At 33.2% G+C, this 19187-nt stretch carries 13 protein-coding genes; 6 read left to right on the forward strand and 7 right to left on the reverse strand.

Translation table 11 applies throughout. The features are described 5' to 3' along the window. Nucleotides 1–76 precede the first annotated feature (76 nt). Nucleotides 77–1510: a peptidylprolyl isomerase gene (locus BXU10_RS12085; protein WP_078227981.1), complete on the forward strand. Its 1434-nt coding sequence runs from the start codon at nt 77–79 to the stop codon at nt 1508–1510. Between the two features lie 77 nt (nt 1511–1587). Further along, entirely contained in the window at nt 1588–2541 is a 954-nt protein-coding gene (locus tag BXU10_RS12090) for a MoxR family ATPase (RefSeq protein WP_031456770.1), read from the forward strand. Nucleotides 2542–2596: 55 nt separating this feature from the next. On the opposite strand, the gene xrtN is transcribed toward BXU10_RS12090, so the two are convergent. Then, nucleotides 2597–3910: an exosortase N gene (gene xrtN / locus BXU10_RS12095; protein ID WP_078227527.1), complete on the reverse strand. Its 1314-nt coding sequence runs from the start codon at nt 3908–3910 to the stop codon at nt 2597–2599. Further along, complete coding sequence (locus BXU10_RS12100) at nt 3838–6336, reverse strand: XrtN system VIT domain-containing protein (RefSeq protein WP_078227528.1); 2499 nt, start codon at nt 6334–6336, stop codon at nt 3838–3840. Before BXU10_RS12100 ends, xrtN begins: the two co-directional genes overlap by 73 nt. A gap of 410 nt (nt 6337–6746) precedes the next feature. On the opposite strand from BXU10_RS12100, the gene BXU10_RS12105 reads away from it, so the two are divergent. From BXU10_RS12105 to BXU10_RS12115, 3 genes are all read left to right on the forward strand, one after another. Next, nucleotides 6747–9530 (forward strand): bifunctional aconitate hydratase 2/2-methylisocitrate dehydratase, encoded by a 2784-nt coding sequence (locus tag BXU10_RS12105; RefSeq protein WP_078227529.1) that lies wholly within the window; start codon nt 6747–6749, stop codon nt 9528–9530. A 124-nt stretch (nt 9531–9654) separates the two neighbouring features. Further along, on the forward strand, nt 9655–11919 hold the full coding sequence (locus BXU10_RS12110; protein WP_078227530.1) for an aconitate hydratase: 2265 nt from the start codon (nt 9655–9657) through the stop codon (nt 11917–11919). Nucleotides 11920–12263: 344 nt separating this feature from the next. Next, nucleotides 12264–13391 (forward strand): peptidoglycan endopeptidase, encoded by a 1128-nt coding sequence (locus tag BXU10_RS12115; protein ID WP_078227531.1) that lies wholly within the window; start codon nt 12264–12266, stop codon nt 13389–13391. A gap of 13 nt (nt 13392–13404) precedes the next feature. On the opposite strand, the gene BXU10_RS12120 is transcribed toward BXU10_RS12115, so the two are convergent. The 4 genes from BXU10_RS12120 to BXU10_RS12135 form a co-directional block, all read right to left on the reverse strand. Next, the gene (locus BXU10_RS12120; RefSeq protein WP_078227532.1) at nt 13405–13713 is read right to left on the reverse strand and encodes a hypothetical protein; all 309 of its coding nucleotides are present in this window, start codon (nt 13711–13713) and stop codon (nt 13405–13407) included. Between the two features lie 167 nt (nt 13714–13880). Continuing rightward, entirely contained in the window at nt 13881–14375 is a 495-nt protein-coding gene (locus BXU10_RS12125; protein ID WP_078227533.1) for an SHOCT domain-containing protein, read from the reverse strand. 5 nt (nt 14376–14380) lie between these two features. After that, nucleotides 14381–14866, reverse strand: coding sequence for a hypothetical protein (locus tag BXU10_RS12130; protein WP_078227534.1), 486 nt, complete (start codon nt 14864–14866; stop codon nt 14381–14383). Between the two features lie 178 nt (nt 14867–15044). Further along, complete coding sequence (locus tag BXU10_RS12135) at nt 15045–15515, reverse strand: hypothetical protein (protein ID WP_123921985.1); 471 nt, start codon at nt 15513–15515, stop codon at nt 15045–15047. A gap of 393 nt (nt 15516–15908) precedes the next feature. Here BXU10_RS12135 and BXU10_RS12140 point away from each other — a divergent pair, with 393 nt between their 5' ends. Then, a complete protein-coding gene (locus tag BXU10_RS12140) occupies nt 15909–17318 on the forward strand; it encodes an APC family permease (RefSeq protein WP_078227536.1) in 1410 nt (469 codons plus the stop codon). A gap of 78 nt (nt 17319–17396) precedes the next feature. Here the strand turns inward: BXU10_RS12140 and BXU10_RS12145 are convergent, their stop codons facing one another. Beyond that, nucleotides 17397–19118 carry an ATP-binding protein gene (locus BXU10_RS12145; RefSeq protein WP_078227537.1) on the reverse strand — a complete coding sequence of 574 codons (1722 nt, stop codon included), beginning with the start codon at nt 19116–19118 and terminating at the stop codon, nt 17397–17399. Nucleotides 19119–19187 lie beyond the last annotated feature (69 nt).

Here is a 19187-nt window from a genome sequence, read left to right on the forward strand (position 1 = left end):
AAATATTGATTTAATTAATTTCAGTTTTAAAGAAAAGACTAAAACAAGGCCTTACATTCAAATTAAATTTAAAATAATGTTATTAAAAAAATTACAGCTAAAAACTATTGATTACAAATTAGTGTTAACAATGTGTTTTTTACTTTTTTTCAACTCAATTATTTCTGCTCAGGAGATTATTAAAGATGTTGTAGCTGAGAAACCTGTTGAAGCAACTTCAGTTAATAAACAAAAGATTGATGGTATTATTGCTACAGTTGGAGATTATATTGTTTTAGACTCAGATATTGACAAAGGATATCTTGAAATCACTGCCCAGGGAGGTTCTGTAAAAGATGTTACAAGATGTCAAATGTTAGGTAAACTTTTAGAAGATAAGTTATATGCACATCAGGCCATTCAGGACAGCATTATAGTAAGTGATGCTGAAGTGAAAAGTATGATGGATGAAAGGCTTACTTACATGATGAGACAAACAGGAGGGGATATCAATAAAATTGTAGAATTCTATAAGAAAAGCTCTGTTGAAGAATTCAAAACTTATTTTGCAGATATATTAAAAGAGCAAAAATTATCTTCGGAAATGCAGAAAAAGATTATCGATGCTGTAGAAATAACACCAGAGGAAGTTCGTAATTTCTTTAAAAAAATACCAAAAGATGAATTGCCAACTTTTGGAGCTGAGATGGAAGTTGCTCAAATTGTTGTGGAGCCTAAAGTTTCAAAAGAAGACAAACAAAAAGTAATTGACAGATTAAACGCTATTAAAAAAGATGTTTTAGAGGGTTCAAGTTTTGCAACAAAAGCCGTTTTGTATTCTCAGGACCCTGGTTCTTCTCCTGCAGGAGGATATTATAAGATGACAAGAAAAACTCCTTTTGTAAAAGAGTTTAAGGATGTTGCTTTTAGTCTTGGAGAAGGTGAGATTTCAGATCCTTTTGAAACCACCTATGGCTATCATATTATAATGGTTGATAAAATTAAAGGACAAGAAGTAGAATTGCGTCATATATTAATATCACCAACAGTTTCTGAAACAGCTTTAAAAGAAGCTAAAGAAAGAATTACAAATATTAGAAATAAGATTGTAAATAAAGAAATTTCTTTTGCCGATGCTGCAAGAACTGAATCTGATCAAAAAGAAACAAGAGCAAACGGAGGTACTTTAGTTAATCCAAATACGCAGGATACCCGTTTTGAATTAACTAAAATGGATGCGACATTATACAGCCAGGTTTCAAATTTAAAAGATAATGAAATTTCTCAGCCACTTTTGGATACAGATGATAAAGGAAAAAAAACATACAAATTGATAACTGTAACTAATAGAATCGATAGCCACACAGCCGATTATGCAAAAGATTACACTAAAATTAAAGAATTAGCATTAAAAGAAAAACAAATCAATACAATTGCAAAATGGTTTGATACAAAAATTAAAGATACATACATTAAGATTATTGGAGAATACAGAGATTGTACTTTTACTAATAATTGGTTGAAAAAATAATTTTTATTAAATAAAGAAAAGAGTTAGTTTTATGAATTCATAGAGCTAACTCTTTTTAATTTAAAATATATTCATAAATGTCTGACGTAGCAGCAATTCATAATTTAGTTCAAAAAAGAAACGAATTAAAAACCGAGATAGCAAAAATCATTGTAGGGCAGGATGCCGTTGTAGATCAAATTTTACTTTGCATATTTTCCGGAGGCCATGCGCTTTTAATTGGTGTTCCCGGGTTAGCAAAAACCTTAATGATAAATACATTATCTCAGGCTTTAGGTTTAGATTTTAAAAGAATCCAGTTTACTCCGGATTTAATGCCATCCGATATCCTTGGGAGTGAAATTCTGGATGAAAACCGACAGTTTAAGTTTATCAAAGGACCAATTTTTTCGAATATCATTTTGGCTGACGAGATTAACAGGACTCCTCCTAAAACTCAGGCAGCTTTGCTTGAAGCCATGCAGGAACGCTCCGTTACTATTGCTGGAGAAAATCATAAATTAGATTTGCCGTATTTTGTATTGGCAACACAAAATCCAATTGAACAGGAAGGAACTTATCCTTTGCCTGAAGCTCAGTTAGATCGTTTTATGTTTGCTGTAAAACTCGAATATCCAAGTTTTCAGGAAGAGGTACAGGTAGTAAAACAAACTACTTCTGATGTGAAAACCAAAATAAATCCTTTGTTTACGGCACAGGAAATCATAGATTTTCAACACTTGATCCGCAGAATTCCTGTAGCAGATAATGTTATTGAATATGCAGTGACCTTAGTGAGTAAGACACGTCCTGATAATCCTTTGTCAAATGATTTTGTTAAAAATTATCTGGATTGGGGAGCAGGACCAAGGGCTTCACAAAACTTAATTTTAGCGGCTAAAGCACATGCAGCTTTTAATGGTAAATTTTCACCGGATATAGAAGATGTAAAAGCAGTTGCAACCGGAATCTTGCGTCACAGGATTATCAAAAACTACAAAGCAGATGCTGAGGGAATAACAGAGGAAATTATTATTCAGAAGTTGATGTAAAAAATTATATAAATTGTTAATTGCCTGAGATATCTTAAAATTTCTCAGGCTTTTTTTATAAAGTCAATTTACTTGTTTCATTTATAAGCCGTACAGGTTTGTTGTAAAAAAGTTTTATTAGTAATACCTCTGTGATTGAAGTATATTTTTTCTGTTCACATTCATACCACCAATATGAAAGATATTGAATGTGATTTTTTTCTAATTTAACAAACCATATTTTAGACTTATTTTTTATTATTCTTTTTGATTCAGTAATTTTATAGCCATCTCCTGTCCAGCAAATTGTAGGGTTGTGTGCTATTGTTTTAATGTAAATGAGTTTTTCAGGAGCTACGATTTTAAAAACTTCCTTATTGATCCATATTCCGTTCTCAATATGATATTCAGGATTTAGATTTTTCAATAGATTGTAATGTGTTTCTTTTTTGATTTCCAGACTAGTAATAAAAATAATCACTACGCCTGTCAATAAGGGCAGTAAAGCTGGTAAAGATTGTGTTTTATAAATAGTTTCTTTTTGTTCAGTTTTAAAAAAACGAATCAAAAACAGCATGGGGGCAATTTGATAAAATATAAAACAAAGTAATCCAATACTATGATGCAAAACATTCTCTTCAGTACAATCAAATAAAATTAATGATAGAATCCTGAAATAATTCGAAATAATATTCAAAGCAATTACAACCAAACAGAACGCAAGAATTTGCCTTATACTGAAATATCTGTGTTGTTTCCGTTCTTCTAAAGTCAGTAATAAAGCACCGAAGAGTAATCCTGTTTTAAACATAGATAATCCCATGCAGGCTGTATCAATGGTGATTTTTGCATTGTTAATATAAAAATTAACGCCTTCAATTTTGTCTATTATAATGAAATTCTTCAGGGTTAAATAAACAATATAACAAAGTGTCTGTTTTATTTCAGTTGTCAAATAGTCGAAAAAAGTATTAAAAAGAGATGAAAATAACAGGATACAGATAAAAGCTATAAATGAAAATTTTCGGGTGAAGCTATAATACAGAGAGCAAATCAAAAATGACATTGCTAAAAAATGCAACGATTTTGTGTGTAAACGAAAGCTTATGAATTCCAGTATAAAAATCATTCCTAAAAGAGGGTAGTTCATGTTGATTGAAGTTTTTCTACCCCCGATAAGAAATAATAATATTGAGAAAACAATTCCGAAAAGGTTACTATCAAGACCAGTAACAACAATATTATAATTTATGATTAACAGAGTAAACAAAATCAAAATTAAAATTGCCTTTTTGTTCTGTGATAAAAAGTCTTTCATTAGATAACCTGCTTTTTGTTTTTTCTGTAATAGAAGAAAAGCGTTGTAAAACCAATAATGATTAAAAGCCATTCATGAGGTTCCGGAACAGATCCGTCATTATTAACAGAAGCATTTCCTAAAGTATCAATATTTTTTTCTATTCCGTTATTTTTATAATCTTCATCGGTTTCCAGAACAATTAAAGACGAAATTGGTGTAACAATATTAGCATCTTTAGCTAAATCAACATATTTGTTTTGTTTTAATGTGTCATTTTGAATTTCTACCTGATTATTTAAAACTTTTCCGAAGCAAAACATTCTGTATAGATGATTAGATCCTTTGCTGGTGGTTTTTTCAAGAACAGGATTTTCTTGAATTGCAATTCCGGCTGTTTCTATATTAATACTGTTTTTGAATGTTTTAAATTTTATAAAACAATTTGTGCTAATAATATTTGAGCAGTTTTTAATATCTGTTTGAAGATATTCAACATAACGCTGTTCTTTTACCGTCTGCCAAAAAGGATTTATTTCATCAGAAATATTAATGACTTTTAAATGTTTGTTTTTTGTGAATTTTTTAATCTTTTTTAAATAATCAGAGGATTCTAACTCCTCAAAATTAGAAGAAAATGTACCGCATTTTGTTATAATTAAACTATTGTTCTCCATTTTGAATAAAGGCAAAAGAGAATAATTGAGTTCCTGAAACTGATCAAATATATATTCACAATTTGTGGTATTGATTTCTTGTTTGGTATTGTTGATTATAACAAAGTATTTTTTGTTAGCTATTTTCAGGAGTGCTAAAACTTCTTCGATATTCCAATTATTAGTCAGATCTAAGATTATTTCTGACGGATAAAATCTAATTTTTTGTTTTTGTATTGGTTTTGCTTCATAACTCTTATTTTTCCAGACAAAGGCATTATTGACGGGGTTTGTGATTAAAGTAAGTTCTGCTTGCCATTCCTCTAAGCCTTTAGAATTATTGATATAATAATTATTTTCAAAATCAAAATCTTTTGAAGCTTCAAATGCGGTATTTCCGCTTATCTGAATTCTTGAGATTGTAGCGGCATTGTTAATATTTGGACCTTTGATGTTCAGACTTTGATAAGTCATTTTGGTGTCTTTGACTTTTAAGGGAGTCGTGAAACCACATTTAAAAGTCCTTGGTGTTTCATTTGTAACAGGAAAAACCCGAACTGTTACCCTGTTTCCTTCTTTCCATTGCATCAAAGAAGGATCGCGTGCTTCGACGCCAACAATTTGTTTGTAGGCAACTTTTGCTTTTTCTTTTGTGGTCAGAACCCCTTTTCTTTCTATTCCATTGACCCATAATGATAATGAGGTAGCTACAGAACCTTCGGGAAGCTGAAAAGAATAAATAGCTTCCTTTTGTCCCCAGCTTTTTTCATCGCAGGCGATATCCATTGTAATTTCGGTGTATGCTAATCTTTCATTAGGGTAAATTTTTACATCTTCTTTAATGTTTTTGGTAATGAGGTCTGTCCCGCTCCAGAGCTGCTCTTCAGTTTCGAGTCTTTTGTTAAAATTAGATTTGAGGATGTTTATTTGATCATCAGTACTTAGGTCCAACTTTTCTGTAAAATGATAGGCAATATTTAAAAACGGATTATGCGTTTTTCTTTCATTGTACTGTTGATTGCTTCCAATGCCATCAAGACCTCTTAAAATAAAGAATTCATCAGTGGCAGTGTACACGATGTTCTTCTTTAGTAATATTTCGTTGAAAAAATTTGGTTTTAGATTTTGAGAAACTCTAATATATGCCGGCAGATCATTATTTTCATCAAATGTTTTTGTAATGCTGTATCGGTTTACTTTTTGGCTTTCTATATTTAATAATAATGTAAACAGAATAAAGCCAAATAAAACAGAGCCTATTCCGACACAAAAAGCATACATGTTTCTTTTATGATCCAAAATTACTTTTGAAAGTATAACGGTGTGAGTAATAATTACAATTCCAGGGACTAAACCATAAAATCCAATCCCTAATACAATAATTCCAATTAGGGAAATGAAGGATAAAGGAATAAGAAATATGGCATAATATAGAATTAACAAGCAGGAAAACCCATTAATAAAATAGGAAAAAATGTTAATGTATTTGTCTTTAATGTCGCTGTAAATGACAAAGTTTGAAAAGCAAAACAAGAACGTTGTGCAATAAACCCAAATTGGAAGATTTTCAAATATATTGATTAGAATATTTGCTGAGAAACATCCAATAAACCAATTCAGAAATAAAAAAGGAATTAAATGCTGGTACTTTTCCTTATTTCTTAAAACATTAAAACTAAGAATTACAGCATAAGGGAATACAATAATAAGATTGATAACAGAAAGTATTTCAAAGCTCTCAAAATCATATTTACTGCCTATTAATAATAAAATTAAGAGTACAGTACTAAAAGCTGTGACAAAAAGGCTAATCGTAGCACCAATTCGATTCTTAAAAAGATAATTTATTTTGTTTGTTTTCATGTAAAGTTGTTTTTAAATAAAAGTACTTTGAATAGCAAAGTTACAAGAATATTTGAAATATGATGATTTAAATTTTATTTTTTTTATAAATAAGTAGTTTTACGTATAAAAGACGTTGAGAGGTAAAACTACAACGATATAAATACTTATTTAGAAAAGTTCTTTCTTAAAAATGAGATAAAAACCTCACTTGCTTTATAACATTAAATTTCGACTTTGTTAAAGAAAAGATATTAAATTGTTGATAATCTAATATTTAGGGGTAATATTGAAATATTGTCAATAAATAATGGTGAAATTCATTATTTTGCAATAATAATTTTTGAAAAAGGGACATCCGTTATATTTTTTTTAATTCTCGGCTTTAATTCCTAAATTTGCGAACAAAAAATAAAAATACCTATTTTACTATGGCTTTCGATAATAATATCTACACAGATTACCTTAAAGAAATTGAAGAGCGCAAAGAACAAGGGCTTAACCCGAAACCAATTGATGGTGCCGATTTGTTAAGTGTAATTATTGCTCAAATTAAAGATGTAAATAATGAATACAGAGAAGATTCTCTTAAATTTTTTATCTACAATACTATACCAGGAACTACTAGTGCGGCTGGTGAAAAAGCAAAATTTTTAAAAGAAATTATTTTAGGAGAATCGGTAGTAAATGAAATTACTCCTGCTTTTGCTTTTGAATTATTATCTCACATGAAAGGTGGTCCTTCAATTGAGGTGTTGCTTGACTTGGCTTTGGGTAATGATATTTCTATTGCGAATGAAGCTGCAAATGTACTTAAAACCCAAGTTTATCTTTATGATGCAGATACAGATCGTTTAAAAGAAGCATTTAAAAGTGGTAATGTAATTGCTAAAGAAATTATTGAAAGTTATGCACAAGCTGAGTTCTTCACTAAATTGCCAGAGGCTCCTGAAGAAATTAAGGTTGTTACTTATATTGCTGGTGAGGGAGATATTTCAACGGATTTACTTTCTCCGGGAAATCAGGCTCACTCACGTTCAGATCGTGAACTTCACGGGAAATGTATGATTACGCCTCAGGCACAAGAGGAAATTAAAGCACTTCAGGCACAACATCCTGACAAATCGGTGATGTTAATTGCAGAAAAAGGTACGATGGGAGTTGGTTCTTCAAGAATGTCAGGTGTAAATAACGTGGCTCTTTGGACAGGTAAACAAGCAAGTCCATATGTTCCATTCGTAAATTTTTCTCCAATTGTTGGAGGAACGAATGGTATTTCTCCTATTTTCTTAACTACAGTTGACGTTACTGGTGGTATTGGAATTGATCTTAAAAACTGGGTTAAGAAAGTTGATGCAGAAGGGAACGTTGTACGAAATGAAAGCGGGGATCCAATTCTTGAGGAAGTTTATTCAGTTGCTACAGGGACTGTTCTTACAATTAATACAAAAACAAAAAAACTTTATAACGGAGATAAAGAACTGATTGATATTTCAAGATCATTTACTCCTCAGAAAATGGAATTTATTAAGGCTGGTGGGTCTTATGCCATTGTATTTGGTAAAAAACTTCAAACATTTGCGGCAAAGGTTTTAGGAATTGATATCCCATTAGTATTTGCTCCGTCAAAAGAGATTTCTCATGAAGGACAAGGGCTTACAGCAGTTGAAAAAATCTTCAACAGAAATGCTGTTGGTTCAACTCCGGGTAAAATATTGCATGCTGGTTCTGATGTTCGTGTAGAAGTAAACATTGTAGGTTCTCAGGATACTACAGGGCTTATGACTGCTCAGGAATTAGAAGCTATGGCTGCTACAGTGATTTCGCCAATCGTTGACGGTGCTTATCAATCAGGTTGTCATACTGCTTCAGTATGGGATAAAAAAGCACAGGCTAACATTCCTAAATTGATGAAATTTATGAATAATTTTGGTTTGATTACTGCACGTGATCCTAAAGGTGTTTATCACGCAATGACTGATGTTATTCACAAGGTTCTAAACGATATTACCATTGATGACTGGGCTATCATTATTGGTGGTGACTCTCATACAAGAATGTCTAAAGGTGTTGCTTTTGGTGCTGACTCAGGAACAGTTGCTCTTGCACTTGCTACCGGAGAAGCTTCAATGCCAATTCCGGATTCTGTAAAAGTGACTTTCAAAGGAACGATGAAAGAATACATGGATTTCCGTGATGTTGTTCATGCTACGCAAGCCCAAATGTTGAAACAATTTGGTGGAGAAAATGTATTCCAGGGAAGAATTATAGAGGTTCATATTGGAACACTTACTGCTGACCAGGCATTTACATTTACAGACTGGTCTGCTGAAATGAAAGCAAAAGCTTCTATCTGTATTTCAGAAGATGATACTTTGATTGAATCATTGGAAATTGCAAAAAGCAGAATCCAAATCATGATCGACAAAGGAATGGATAACCATAACCAAGTTCTTCAGGGATTGATCAATAAAGCAAATAAAAGAATTACTGAGATTAAAACGGGTGATAAGCCAGCTTTGACTCCGGATGCTAATGCTAAATATTACGCTGAAGTGGTTGTAGATCTTGATCTGATTGCTGAGCCAATGATTGCTGACCCGGACGTAAATAATGCAGATGTTTCTAAACGATATACTCACGATACAATCAGACCTTTGTCTTTCTATGGCGGAGTGAAAAAAGTAGATCTTGGATTTATCGGATCTTGCATGGTTCACAAAGGAGATATGAAAATTCTTGCTCAAATGTTGAAAAATGTTGAAGCACAAAATGGGAAAGTAGAATTTAATGCACCTTTAGTTGTTGCACCTCCTACTTACAACATTGTTGATGAATTGAAAGCTGAAGGTGATTGGGAAGTGCTACAAAGATACTCAGGTTTCGAGTTTGACGATAACGCTCCTAAAGCTGCAGCACGTACAGAATATGAAAAAATGTTATACTTAGAGCGTCCAGGATGTAACCTATGTATGGGGAACCAGGAAAAAGCGGCTAAAGGAGATACAGTAATGGCTACTTCAACCCGTCTTTTCCAGGGAAGAGTAGTAGAAGATACTGAAGGTAAAAAAGGTGAATCATTGCTTTCATCTACTCCGGTTGTAGTATTATCTACAATTCTGGGAAGAACCCCTACAATAGAAGAATATACAGCAGCAGTAGAAGGTATCAACCTGACTAAGTTTGCTCCTTCAAACAAGCAGTTAGTTATGTAATAACATACTTATTTCAATTATAATTCAAAAGCCCGTGTGATAAACCCGGGCTTTTTCTTTAATAGCTGTTCTATTTTTTGTAACTTGTGTTGTTCAAAAAAATAACAAATAACAATTATACAGTATGGCTTTTGATATTGAAATGATTAAAAAAGTGTATCACAACATGCCCGGTCGTGTTGATGCCGCACGAGAGATTGTTGGTCGTCCACTTACTTTAACAGAGAAAATTTTATACAATCATCTTTGGGATGGAAATCCAACCAAAGCGTTTGGAAGAGGAGTTGATTATGTTGACTTTGCACCGGATCGTGTAGCATGTCAGGATGCAACAGCACAAATGGCATTATTGCAATTTATGCATGCCGGCAAATCAAAAGTTGCTGTTCCTACAACAGTTCACTGTGATCACCTGATTCAGGCTAAAGTTGATGCTGCAACCGATTTGGCCAGAGCAAAAACACAAAGTAATGAAGTTTTCGACTTCTTGTCGTCAGTTTCTAATAAATATGGAATCGGTTTCTGGAAACCCGGAGCCGGAATTATTCATCAGGTAGTACTGGAGAATTATGCATTTCCGGGCGGAATGATGATTGGTACGGATTCACATACTGTAAATGCAGGAGGTTTAGGGATGGTAGCGATTGGTGTCGGTGGTGCTGATGCTGTAGACGTTATGTCCGGAATGGCCTGGGAATTGAAATTCCCTAAATTAATTGGAGTTAAATTAACAGGTAAATTATCAGGCTGGACTGCTCCTAAAGATGTTATTTTAAAAGTTGCCGGAATTTTAACTGTGAAAGGCGGTACCGGAGCGATTGTTGAATATTTTGGAGAAGGCGCAACGGCTATGTCCTGTACCGGTAAAGGTACGATTTGTAATATGGGTGCTGAAATTGGCGCTACCACTTCAACTTTTGGTTATGACGATTCTATGAGTCGTTACCTGCGTTCTACAAACAGAGCAGATGTTGCAGATGCCGCAGATAAAATAGCTTCTTACCTGACTGGAGACCCTGAAGTTTATGCCGACCCTGAAAAATATTTTGATCAGCTTATCGAAATCAATTTATCTGAATTAGAGCCACACTTAAACGGTCCCTTTACTCCTGATTTGGCTACTCCAATTTCTAAAATGAAAGAAGAAGCCATCAAAAATAACTGGCCATTACAAATTCAGGTTGGCTTAATAGGTTCGTGTACCAACTCTTCTTATGAAGATATTTCCCGTGCCGCTTCTTTAGCCAAGCAGGTTTCAGAGAAAAATTTAAAAGTTAAATCTGAATTTACCATTACGCCAGGTTCAGAAGTAGTTCGTTCTACTATTGAAAGAGACGGATTTATTGACACTTTTCATAAAATTGGCGCAACAGTCTTTGCAAATGCCTGTGGCCCATGTATTGGTATGTGGGACAGGGAAGGTGCAGAAAAAGAAGAAAGAAATACAATCGTTCACTCTTTTAATCGTAATTTCTCCAAACGTGCAGACGGTAACCCAAATACTTTGGCTTTTGTAGGATCTCCTGAACTGGTAACAGCTTTGGCAATCGCGGGGGATTTAGGCTTCAATCCATTGACTGATAAATTGATTAATGAAGATGGTAAAGAAGTAATGCTTGATGAACCAACAGGAGATGAATTGCCTGAAAAAGGTTTCTATGCCGAAGATCCTGGCTTCCAGGCTCCGGCTGAAGATGGTTCAGGCGTTCAGGTTGTAGTAAGCCTTACTTCAGAGCGTTTGCAATTATTAGCTCCGTTTGATGCCTGGGATGGTAAAAATATTACTGGTGCCAAATTATTGATCAAAGCATTCGGAAAATGTACAACAGATCATATTTCTATGGCAGGACCATGGTTACGTTTCCGTGGACACTTAGATAATATTTCCAACAACATGCTCATTGGTGCTGTAAATGCATTCAACCAAAAAACAAACTCTGTTAAAAATCAATTAACAGAACAGTATGATGCGGTTCCTGCTGTAGCCCGTGCCTACAAAGCGGCTGGCGTTCCGTCTGTCGTTGTGGGAGATCACAACTATGGCGAAGGTTCATCTCGTGAACACGCAGCAATGGAACCTCGTTTCTTAGGTGTAAAAGCAGTTTTGGTAAAATCTTTCGCCCGTATTCACGAAACCAACCTAAAAAAACAAGGTCTTTTAGGATTAACCTTTGCTAACGAATCAGATTACGACAAAATTCAGGAAAATGACACCATCAATTTTACAGATTTAACGGAATTCGCTCCGGGAAAACCGTTGACATTAGAGTTTGTTCATACAGATGGCTCAAAAGATATTATTTTAGCGAATCACACTTACAACGAAGGTCAGATTGGCTGGTTTGTTGCAGGTTCTGCACTAAACTTGATTGCTGCCGGAAAAGCTTAATTCAAGATTTCGATTATAATTATGAACGCTCTGTGAAAACAGGGCGTTTTTTTTTCAGGAGCCAATCCGGCTGTCTGCTGTATCTTTTGTTTTTTGGCAGCAAAAAACAAAAGGATGCCGCTTCCATCCGGGCTAGGGCATATGTGTTTATTATAAATATTGTTTTCAATTCAAAAAAAAACATTTATCTCAGAAGCATTTTAAATGTTAAGCAGAACTTAAAAACATGTTAAAAAAAGTGCTTTTTTTAGTTTAAAAAGTTAAATTCGCTTTACAGGTATACACTGTATTTATTAGATTTTTATAAGTGTATCATACACAGTTAAATAAAAAAAATCCCCCAAATGATTTTTAGATTAGCCATCATAATATTCTTTTTCAGCATAGCAGGTTTTTCTCAGGAAAAATATATCAAACACACCATTTCAAAAGGTGATAATCTTACTTCTATCGCTAAGAAATACGGAGTGAAACCCAAAGATATTGCAAATGCCAATCCAAATGCTCCCAAAATTTTAAAATTAAATTCGGTTTTATTAATTCCAAATACCAATCAGTCAGCAACAATAAAATCTAATGAAACTGCTGCTAACACAACTCCGGGCTTACATGATGTTCAGGCAAAAGAAACGCTGTGGGGAATCTCAAAAAAATATAATGTTTCTGTTGAGGATCTAAAAAAAGCAAACCCACTTTTGGAGACAGAAGGTCTAAAAATAGGACAGCAAATTACCATTCCATCAAATACGAATACGGATCCGGCTTTGCAAAAACCAATTGAAAACATTCAAACAACTACAGATGTTGAAGTTTCAAGGAAAGTTCAGCCCAAAGAAACGAAATATGCCATAGCTAAGGAATTCGGAATTACTGTAGCCGAGTTAGAAAAACAGAATCCGGAAATCAGGAAAAAATTACCAGTGGGATATGTTTTAAAAATCCTTACTTCAAAAGAAAAAGCGGATGCTTTACAGGCTTCAAAACCAACTCCGGAAATAAAAAAAGATACCTTAGAATCTCCTGAATTTGCATCTGATAAAGGAATAATTAAAAAAGATTCTGCACTAATAAAAGGGAATAATCATTCTGATCTAATAGACCAATTGATATCAAATGCGACCGAAAATATAGGAACGCGATATCGTTCCGGAGGGACCACAAAAGCAGGTTTTGATTGCTCAGGGTTAATGTACTGTACTTTCGGTAATTTTGATATTAAGCTACCAAGAAGTTCAATCGAGCAGTCCAGAATTGGTACAAAAATCAATACAGAGGAAGCTCAAAAGGGAGATTTAATTTTCTTTAAAACCAATGGAAGACGCCAAATTAATCATGTTGGTATGGTAGTAGAAGTGGTTGAAGGAGAAATTAAATTTGTTCATTCCTCAACTCATAGCGGAGTTATCATCTCTTCAACCAAAGAGCCTTACTACGAAAGAACTTTTTCGCAGGTAAATCGTATTTTGGAATAATGGTTTTTAAAGCTTAAATTTTCGCGCATAAGTTCCAAAATAGATATTCATCCCCTGAGAGATACGCTTTTATTATCCGAATATCTGATTTACTCTGAATTCTTGAATAATCAATCTTAGTTTTAAAATTTGTTTTGTTAATTGAAACAAATAGGGTAATATCATTGTAAAAATGAACAGGAATACTTTCTTCAAGGTCTCTTTTTATACCATTTCTTGAAGCAATTAAATTTTGATTAGCAATCATTTCTATAAATTTTGAATCACTTCTTTTTCGATCTTGTTTTGATAATTCAAAAGGGATTGTGTTTACTGTTATCATAATATATTCTTATTAAGGTTCAATTTTCTCAATGTTTCGGCCAACGTTTCGCAGTTTGGGGATTTTGAAAACGAGTATTTTCGGCTAAATAAAAATACGAATTAAAAACGTTTATTCCACTAAATTCGCAAATGGCTACATAGGGACGTGTGTTAGCAGCTGTAGTATTATCCGTTATATTTTTTCATAACAATATTTTTTTTATCTTCAAATTCTTCATTACTTATAATACCACTTTTCTTTAAGTTTTCAAGTTCTGAAATTAAAACATCAATTTCCTTTTCTATTTTAATTCTGTTTTTATTTTTTTTCTCAATTTCTCTGGCTTCAAATATTTTTGCTTTATACTCTTCTTGCGATAATATTGAATTAGTTTTTAATCGATTTAGTGTTTTAATTGGGGCTTTTTTATTCTCTTCGGAATTAAAATAAATAAATCCCAGAAATAAAGCAGAGATTATTCCTCCACCAACTAAAAATATTTTATTGTAAGTTTCTTGTTTTCTATTGTCAACCATGATCGTAAGTGCTTCGTAACTTTCATAATAAAAATTATTTTGGTAATATTCATGAGGTTTTATACTTCTTTCTTGATAGATTTTAAATGCACAGACTCCAACTACTGTAAATATTAAAAAGATAAAAATTTTACTTATTTTCATATTAATTATTTTAAGCAATTTATTTGTTGAACAATAACTGTTTTGTTTTTTTGTAGACCAAAAGTCCTTTTTATAATTTCATCCGAAAAATTAAATCTCAGTGATGTAATTTCATATTTGCTAAGTTCATTTATATTTTCATCAGTCAATTCAAATTTAGCATTACAAATTTCACTACCTCCAACATAATCTTTTTCACTATCAAGTAAATTTAATATTAAAACTTTTTCAGCAGTTGTAAATACCATTAAATCTGAACCAATTGTTTTTGCGTTTTTAGCAAATCTAGCAGTTAGAATTAAGAATTTAGTATCGGCAACTTGAGTAATTGATAGTGCGATTTGATAATTACTATCGAATGCAACTAATAATGGATTACAGATCTTAATTTGATAACCATTAAAACTTTTAGATTTACAATTACATTGCGCAGTAATTTTACAAGCTGAAGTTGCTAAAAGAAATAATAATATAAAAAAATTAATATTCATGATTTTGGTCTTGATATTCAATATAATTCTCCCATTTTTTGAAACTATAGCTGCTAACGTTTGGCCGCTAACCGAAGTTGCTGATAAAAGCGGACTGAGTTCTCTCTGCCAAGAGAATGTTTCTTCGTGAAATCACAGCTTCCGGCTACCGAAAACTCGGCAATTTGGTTAGTGGCGGTTAGTTGCTGTTCTTGTTATTTGTAATCACGAAATTGTATGCCTTTTTTGTCTTTTCATTTACTTGAATTTCGTTCTCAATAAATTTTATTGTGAATTTTATTTTTGTGAAAATAATTGTGTCATTGATTACGTCTTTTGCAGTTTGTCGTTTATAGTTATCGTTCACCATTTTTTTGAACGTTGCGGACTTTTTTGGATCAATTAAAGTGTAAATTATTTTACGATTCGCAATTGTGATTATTTCATAATCAAATTCTTGACTTCTCTTTTGATATAGTTTTCTGACTAACTTAATATTTTTATCATCCATTTTACTTTCTTGAGCAAAACCTTTACTCAAGAAGAAATCAACTTTTCCCTCTAAAGAATTAAGCTGACTTGTATATTCCAATTGTTGTCGACCGATTTTTTGAGCGCAAGCAATTGAAGCAAATAATAAAAATAGTAGAGGTGTAATTTTTTTGAACATGTAATCTCGATTTTTTACGATTTTTTTTAGAATAGCAACTAACTTGTATATTATACGAAACAAACCTTCGCCAATCTACCCAAAAATAAATGTAAACACGAAGGTTTGTTTCGTATTATTCTTTCAAAAATAATAAAAAAGATCTCCAATCACTAAATAACTTTATGAATCGCTAATTAAATATTTCCTTATGAAAACTAAAGCTGCGTGAGGGATAGAGGCGGTATCCTTTTGTGAAGAGAAACGGAACAAAAGATATAGCCGAAAGCCCGACCCTTGGGACACGCCCAAAAGAATAAAATAAAATAATCTAAAATTCTAACAATCTAGGGGGCTAATTAAAAAATTTCCAAAAAAAGTATATCTTTAACCAACCCAAAAAACCAAAAAATAATGCAAGAAGACAACCAGGAAAATTTTAAGAGAGAACTCGGATTATTAGACGGAACCATGCTTGTGGTAGGTTCTATGATTGGCTCCGGGATATTTATTGTGAGTGCGGATATCGCCAGGCAAGTAGGTTCGGCAGGATGGCTGACATTGATTTGGCTTATTTCAGGCCTCATTACCATTATTGCAGCAGTAAGTTATGGAGAGCTGAGTGCCATGTTTCCAAAAGCAGGAGGGCAATATGTGTACCTGAAAGAAGCATACAATAAACTAATTGCCTTTTTGTATGGCTGGAGTTTTTTTGCGGTAATCCAAACCGGCACAATAGCTGCAGTAGGAGTAGCTTTCTCTAAGTTTGCAGCCTATCTTTATGAACCTCTCAGCGATGAAAATATATTATTTGAATTGGGAGCTTTTAAACTCAATGCAGCTCAGATTGTATCGATTGTAACTATTGTTTTACTGACATACATTAATAGTCGGGGCGTAAAAAACGGAAAGATACTTCAAACTATTCTTACCATAATTAAGATATTATCATTGCTGGGTTTGATCGTTTTTGGATTAACGCTTGCAGCAAAAGCATCGGTTTGGGATGCTAACTGGGCAGATGCCTGGACACCTCATTCTTATAATACAGATAATGTTTCATGGCTTCCTGTTAGCGGAAAGGCATTGATTACCGGAATTTCGGCAGCGATGGTGGGTTCGTTGTTTTCGAGTGATGCCTGGGTGGGGGTAACTTTTATTGCGGGAGAGATTAAAAATCCAAAACGTAATGTGGGTTTAAGTTTGTTTTTAGGGACTTTTATCGTGACTATTATTTATGTTTTGACAAATTTGATGTATTTGTCAGTGATTCCGTTAGACGAAATTGCAACAGCCAAATCGGATAGGGTAGCGGTAGTAGCTTCGCAATATATTTTTGGAGATATTGGAACTTTGGTTATCGCCATTATGATTATGATTTCGACTTTTGCCTGTAATAATGGTTTGATTATGGCGGGTGCGAGAGTATATTATACAATGGCAAACGATGGTTTGTTCTTTAAAAAAGCAGCAGTACTGAATAATTTTAGTGTACCCGCATGGGCTTTGTGGGCACAGTGCATTTGGGCTTCGGCTTTATGCCTGACTGGGAAATATGGTGATTTGCTGGATTTTGTTATCATCATTGTTTTGATTTTTTACATTTTGACGATTTACGGGATTTTTATTTTACGTAAAAAAATGCCCAATGCAGAGAGGCCTTATAAAGCATTTGGATATCCGTTTTTACCATTGCTTTACATTATTGTAGCATCGGCGATAAGCGTTTCTTTATTGATTACAAAATTTTCAACCTGTGGTTGGGGAATCCTGATTATGTTAATTGGAATTCCGGTTTATTATTTTATGAACCCAAAAGAATAAGATTGTAAAATAAAAACGCCATATTAACCAAAATATGGCGTTTCCTATACTTTATGTTTCTTGTTTTGAGATAAAAAATTAAACATTTAAAGCAAACCAAAAAGTACTACCCAATCCTAAATTACTTTCTACTCCAACAGTTCCGTTTTGAGCTTCTATAAATTCTTTACTGATTGCCAATCCCAGTCCCGTTCCTGATTTTGGACTTCCCGGAATCTGGAAATACTTATCAAAAACTTTGTCTTTGTATCTGGGGTCAATTCCTTTTCCGGTATCGATAACCTGAAAAACTATCTGATTATTTTCTTCTTTTAATTTAATAAAAATCGTGCTTTTTTCAGAAGAATAACGAATAGCGTTCGATAAATAATTAATCAAAACCCAGCCCGTTTTTTCGGAATCGGCTTTTACGTTTTTGAGATTTTCAGCGGCATTAATAATTAATTGAATCTGCTTTTGATCTGCCTGAACTTTTACAGCTTCAACGGCATAATTTGCAATTGTGTTCGGATTACTTTTTTCGATATTTAATTGAATATTTCCGGTTTCCAGTTGTGACAGATTGAGTAATTCCCCTGTGATTTTCAACAAACGCTGACTGTCGTCTTTAATGCTTTCAACCAATTGTTTCTGATCATCGTTCATATCGCCCGTTTTGGCATTTTCAAGCAATTGAAGACTTAATTTAATAGAGGCAATCGGCGTCTTTAATTCGTGCGAAACGATGGCAATAAAATTAGTTTTAGCAAAATCCAGTTCTTTAAAAAGCGTAATATTTCGCAGAATAATCACATCGCCAATATTGATTTCTTTTTCTTCACCGGTCGGTGTTATCGTAATATTGAGAATTTCTTTTTCAAAGTAACTTTCTTTGCCGTTGGCAAATATTTTTAAAGGCTGTTTTTTCGGAATTTCATTTTCACTTTCTTTCAAAATTAAAGAACGGATTAAATCATTCGTAACCGCCAATTCAGATGCCTGTGTGTTAATGATGTTTTCTGATTTCAGACCAATAATTTTCAGTGCTTCATCATTGGCAAACAAAACAATACCTTCGTTATCCAAACCAATTATCGGATCGTTCATATTATTGATAAGCGTTTCCAGTCGTTTTTTCTCAAAAAGAAGTTTATACACATTACTGTCGTGATATTCTTTCAGTTTTTGGGCCATGGTATTAAATGATTTTGCAAGATCTCCAAATTCGCTGTGACTCGTAAAATGAACACGTTCTGAATAGTTTTTATTCGCAATTTCCTTAATACTGAGCGTTAATTCCCTAATTGGATTTGCAATGTTATTTGGCAGATTAACCAATAAATTAAACGCTATCAAAAAGCACAAAGTTCCCACAATAGCAATGGAGAAATTGGACGTTTCTGCCGTTTTTTTAGCAATATCACTTTTCTGTTTGATGGCATCCAGATTCAGTTTCATAATGGCAAAAATATCCTGACGGATTTGTCCTTTTACAGTTTCGTCAGAATTGTTTTTACTGAGAAGAGCAAAACTTTCCTGCAGTTTTTCAGTAGCCTGCTTTTCGCCTGGTTCTGTAATATTATGGGTTTGCTTTTCGAGATTTTCCTCAAAATTCTGAATGGTTTCTTTCGAACCCAATTTAATTCCGTCCAAAGCAGAAATCATATTTCGCGAATATTCCAGCGTATTGTAATTGGATTTCAGAATATTCTCGGTGTCCTGCTTAATTAAAAAAACAGAATAAGCACTCACTAACGAGAGAATGATGATCATCAAAAATAACAATCCAACACCCAGATTCAATTTGGTTTTAATTCTCATATTTTATTTTTTGAGTGAAATGTTTCCTGTAAAATGTGAAATGAAAAATCTTATATCTCACATTAAAAC

Origin of the sequence: Flavobacterium sp. LM4 (assembly GCF_002017935.1) — a bacterium.
GTDB lineage: Bacteria > Bacteroidota > Bacteroidia > Flavobacteriales > Flavobacteriaceae > Flavobacterium > Flavobacterium chungangense.

What these genes read in the sequence shown, in the direction of transcription:
- BXU10_RS12125 (WP_078227533.1), bottom strand. Translation starts at nt 14,375, where the DNA reads ATGAAAATAAGTAAAATTTTTATCTTTTTAATATTTACAGTAGTTGGA.
- BXU10_RS12105 (WP_078227529.1), top strand. Translation starts at nt 6,747, where the DNA reads ATGGCTTTCGATAATAATATCTACACAGATTACCTTAAAGAAATTGAA.
- BXU10_RS12115 (WP_078227531.1), top strand. Translation starts at nt 12,264, where the DNA reads ATGATTTTTAGATTAGCCATCATAATATTCTTTTTCAGCATAGCAGGT.
- BXU10_RS12135 (WP_123921985.1), bottom strand. Translation starts at nt 15,515, where the DNA reads ATGTTCAAAAAAATTACACCTCTACTATTTTTATTATTTGCTTCAATT.
- BXU10_RS12130 (WP_078227534.1), bottom strand. Translation starts at nt 14,866, where the DNA reads ATGAATATTAATTTTTTTATATTATTATTTCTTTTAGCAACTTCAGCT.
- BXU10_RS12145 (WP_078227537.1), bottom strand. Translation starts at nt 19,118, where the DNA reads ATGAGAATTAAAACCAAATTGAATCTGGGTGTTGGATTGTTATTTTTG.
- BXU10_RS12085 (WP_078227981.1), top strand. Translation starts at nt 77, where the DNA reads ATGTTATTAAAAAAATTACAGCTAAAAACTATTGATTACAAATTAGTG.
- BXU10_RS12100 (WP_078227528.1), bottom strand. Translation starts at nt 6,336, where the DNA reads ATGAAAACAAACAAAATAAATTATCTTTTTAAGAATCGAATTGGTGCT.
- xrtN (WP_078227527.1), bottom strand. Translation starts at nt 3,910, where the DNA reads ATGGCTTTTAATCATTATTGGTTTTACAACGCTTTTCTTCTATTACAG.
- BXU10_RS12140 (WP_078227536.1), top strand. Translation starts at nt 15,909, where the DNA reads ATGCAAGAAGACAACCAGGAAAATTTTAAGAGAGAACTCGGATTATTA.
- BXU10_RS12090 (WP_031456770.1), top strand. Translation starts at nt 1,588, where the DNA reads ATGTCTGACGTAGCAGCAATTCATAATTTAGTTCAAAAAAGAAACGAA.
- BXU10_RS12110 (WP_078227530.1), top strand. Translation starts at nt 9,655, where the DNA reads ATGGCTTTTGATATTGAAATGATTAAAAAAGTGTATCACAACATGCCC.
- BXU10_RS12120 (WP_078227532.1), bottom strand. Translation starts at nt 13,713, where the DNA reads ATGATAACAGTAAACACAATCCCTTTTGAATTATCAAAACAAGATCGA.